This is a genomic window from Microcystis sp. M_QC_C_20170808_M3Col (genome assembly GCF_007095505.1).
Classification (GTDB): Bacteria; Cyanobacteriota; Cyanobacteriia; order Cyanobacteriales; family Microcystaceae; genus Microcystis.
Map to the genome: position 1 here is coordinate 1 of NZ_SFBY01000093.1, position 3,966 is coordinate 3,966.

Annotated in this window: 4 protein-coding genes and 1 pseudogene; 3 read left to right on the forward strand and 2 right to left on the reverse strand. The window is 33.1% G+C overall.

The features are described from left to right. Nucleotides 1-274: 274 nt before the first annotated feature. Together EWV84_RS04885 and EWV84_RS04890 are read left to right on the forward strand one after the other, a co-directional pair. Nucleotides 275-1,285, forward strand: coding sequence for an HsdM family class I SAM-dependent methyltransferase (locus EWV84_RS04885; RefSeq protein ID WP_287076805.1), 1,011 nt, complete (start codon nt 275-277; stop codon nt 1,283-1,285). A 29-nt stretch (nt 1,286-1,314) separates the two neighbouring features. After that, on the forward strand, nt 1,315-2,373 hold the full coding sequence (locus EWV84_RS04890) for a restriction endonuclease subunit S (RefSeq protein WP_287076811.1): 1,059 nt from the start codon (nt 1,315-1,317) through the stop codon (nt 2,371-2,373). A gap of 492 nt (nt 2,374-2,865) precedes the next feature. On the opposite strand, the gene EWV84_RS04895 is transcribed toward EWV84_RS04890, so the two are convergent. Further along, on the reverse strand, nt 2,866-3,192 hold the full coding sequence (locus EWV84_RS04895) for a helix-turn-helix domain-containing transcriptional regulator (protein ID WP_287076807.1): 327 nt from the start codon (nt 3,190-3,192) through the stop codon (nt 2,866-2,868). Between the two features lie 5 nt (nt 3,193-3,197). Next, nucleotides 3,198-3,569, reverse strand: a complete 372-nt coding sequence (locus EWV84_RS04900; RefSeq protein ID WP_287076809.1) for a type II toxin-antitoxin system RelE/ParE family toxin — start codon at nt 3,567-3,569, stop codon at nt 3,198-3,200. Between the two features lie 116 nt (nt 3,570-3,685). Here EWV84_RS04900 and EWV84_RS04905 point away from each other — a divergent pair. After that, nucleotides 3,686-3,966: pseudogene (locus EWV84_RS04905) on the forward strand (ATP-binding protein); the annotation flags it as partial.

The following is a 3,966-nucleotide window of genomic DNA, read 5'->3' on the forward strand; positions in this document are numbered from 1 at the left end:
AGATGTGAGTAGTTCATTAGTTTGTCTGTTTGTTTTGAGCAATATCCGACTTTAACTGATGAGCTTTCCTCTGTCAAGCTTTTCAGGTGATGCACTTCAGACTTGAATCGGCGTTGTAAGAACCCTAAAAAACACACTCACCACTGAAAATATCAATAAAGTTGAAAATGGTGAAAGTCAACTCAAAAGAGTTTTTAGCAAAATTGTAGATGATCTAGGAATATATTATAAAATAGGCTTAACTACTGATTTTACAGGAAAACTTTTTAATGAAATGTATAGTTGGCTTGGTTTTTCGCAAGACAAACTAAACGATGTAGTGCTTACCCCATCTTATATCGCTACTCTTTTGGTAAAATTGGCGCGAGTAAACAAAGATTCTTATGTGTGGGATTTTGCCGCAGGTTCGGCAGGTTTATTAGTTGCCGCGATGAATGAAATGCTTGTTGATGCAAAAAATAATATTACTTCGCCTCCAGAACTTACTCAAAAAGAAATTAAAATAAAAACCGAGCAATTGCTGGGATTAGAATTGCTTTCAAGTGTGTATATGTTGGCAATTCTAAATATGATTTTGATGGGCGACGGCAGCTCTAATATTTTAAATAAAGACTCTATAAAAGATTTTGATGGGAACTACGGTTTTGGTCAAACAAATAGCAAATTTCCTGCTGATGCTTTTGTCTTAAATCCTCCATATTCTGCGAATGGTAATGGGATGAACTTTGTGGAAAAAGCCCTTGGAATGATGAACAAAGGTTATGCTGCTATTATTATTCAAAATTCTGCTGGTTCAGGTAAAGCTAAAGAATACAACCAAAAAATATTAGAAAAACATACCCTTTTGGCAAGTATTAAAATGCCTGTAGATATCTTTATTGGTAAATCTAGTGTACAAACCTATATATATGTTTTTAAAGTAAATGAAAAACACCATAAAGATGAAATAGTAAAGTTTATTGATTTCTCAAACGATGGTTACACTCGTACCAATCGCAAAAAATCCAGCAACAACTTAAAAGACACTGACTGCGCCAAAGAACGCTACGAAGAGTTGGTAAACTTAGTCCGTTTTGGTAAAAGCAAACTCAATATTTTTACTGAAAAAGAATATTATGAAGGCACTATTGATCCAAAAAATGGTAGTGACTGGAATCAAACAGCACCTATTGACACTAAACCTACTTTACAGGATTTCAAGAAAACAGTAAGTGATTATTTAGCTTGGGAAGTTTCTAATATTCTAAGACAACAAAGTACAGAGGAGGAAAGATTGGGAAAGTAGAAACCCCACTTCATGAGAAATTGAAAAATGTGGAGTGGGGAGTTTTTAATCTCGAAGAACTATTTGGAAAATCTACTCGCGGTAAACGATTGAAAAGTGAGGATAGAATTTCAGGAACTTTACCTTTTGTAACGGCAGGCGAAAAAGACGAAGGTATTTCTGCATTTATTGGAAATGATGTCACTGTCTTTTCAGAGAACACAATAACAATTGATATGTTTGGTTCTGCCAAATATCGGAACTATAAATATGGTTGTGACGACCATATTGCGGTTGTGCATACTCAAAAGTTACCTAAACCTGTTGCAATTTTTATAACTTCAGCAATTCATAAAAAATCCTATACAGGGGAATTTCATTATGGTAGAAATTTTTATGCCAAGGATGCTGATACCTTAAATATTTCGCTTCCTACTAACAACGGCAAAATAGATTTTAAATTTATGGAAAGTTTTATAGCGGAGTTAGAAGCAGAACGTATAGCGGAGTTAGAAGCGTATTTATTAGCTACTGGATTAAAAGATTATACTTTAACAGATGAAGAAAAACAGGTTTTGGAGGATTTTGAGAATATAAAATGGGGTACATTCAATCTTGAAAAATTATTTGGAAAATCTACTCGTGGCAAGCGATTAAAAAGTGCAGACAGAATTTCAGGAAATTTACCTTTTGTAACAGCAGGTGAAACGGATGAGGGTATTTCTGCATTTATTGGAAATGATGTAAATATTTTTTCTAAAAACACAACTACTATTGATATGTTTGGTTCTGCAAAATACAGAAATTACAGATATGGAGGAGATGACCATATTGCGGTTGTACATACTGAAAAATTACCAAAACTAGCATCAATTTTTGTAACGACTGCAATTCACAAATCATCTTACAATGGTCAATTTAATTATGGTAGAAATTTTTATGCAAAAGATGCAGATGAATTAAATATTTCACTACCTGTAAAAAACAACCAACCAAATTACGCAATAATGGAAACCTTTATCTCCGCTATTCAAAAATTGGTCATAAAAGAGGTTGTTTTGTATGCTGACAGAAAAATAGCGGCTACAAAAACAGTTGTAAACAAATAAGCATAGTGCGATCGCTATTATTGTGAGTCTTGATTTTTGGGCGATGACAACCCCAACCAGTGAAATTATAGATTAAAATAGAATTACCAAAGCTAGAATTTACTTAATTTAGGAGGTTCTATGATGACGTTACAGGAAATTATTAAATCTATCGAAAATTTACCCACAGAAGATCGAGATTATTTATTTGAATTTCTGTAACAACAACGAATTAATCAAAAACAAAATGAAATTTTAACTAATGCAGAAGAACTAAAACAGGCTTTTAAAAATGCTAATGAAGGCGATCGCACCTTATTTGAAGATATATATATAAGTTATCTTGATGCTTAACTATTTATTAGACGAAAAGTTTACGTTGATCACGCCAAACAATCTAGTCAAATGTATTACACATAATTTAGTCATAATGTCAAGAGTTTTTTCGTATATCGTTAAGATTCACCTATTAATATTTTCCATGCTGTTAGAAATTTCTGGCATCCGTAATTTTTAATGGTAAATAACCGTCGTTTTTACATTAATATCAACATTCAGTTTTTTTCGCAAAACATTGAAAATAGCAGTCAAATTATCCATCGTTGGATTACCTTTTGCTGATAACATTCGCTGTAAACTTTTACTAGGTTTAGAGGTTTCAATTGCTAACTGTTCAAAACCTACAGTTGCATTAACAATATCTCTTAAAATTAATCTTGCTGTTTCTGGTTCACCATTTAGGAAAAGAGAAATAGCTTCATCAAGTAAAGCAATTGTAAATTCAGAATCTCTTTGTACTCTTGCATTAACAGTTTCCTTAAAATCTCTAGTTAGTGCCATAATAACTACCTCTTATCTCTATTATCGTTGTCAGTTGCTTGCTCTTTGCTAATTTCTTTTTTTCGTCTTTTGTACTCTTGGTATAATTCTTTAGCACAATTAATATCAGATTGCTGATTTTTCTTTGTTCCTCCACCAAATAATACTATAAGCTGTTTACCATCTTGAGCTAGATAAATCCGGTATCCTGGACCCCAATCAATCTTATATTCCCCAATTCCATCAAACCATTTAACATTTGATGTATTGCCTAATTCCAAACGAGACTTAGCAACTGTTACCTTTGCAGCAGCTTGGACATCCAAACTATTAAACCATTCTTGGTAAGGACTTGAACCATCTTCTTTAAGATATTCTTGAACTTTTATAATAGACATACTGCTATAGTAACTTATGTGTTACCTTATGTCAAGCAGTATTATTTGAATTATTTTAAATAAACTTTTCCAAATAAATGTGTAAACTTAAAGAGTTCACCTATTACCAAAATTCTATGACTCGCTGGTTTAATATTGCAGGTCCCTGTAAAGACGATATCCACTATATGCTATCTCCCACAGTACGATTACCAGATTTAGAGGAGCTAATTCAACAACGTAGTTATTTTGTCCTTTACGCACCACGACAAACAGGGAAAACCACAGCAATGTTAGCCCTAGCACAACAACTTACCGATAGAGGAAATTATGCCGCAGTCATGGTATCAGTGGAAGTAGGAAGTGCATTTAATCATGATCCTGCTGCCGCAGAATTAGCAATTTTAGGAACTTGGTA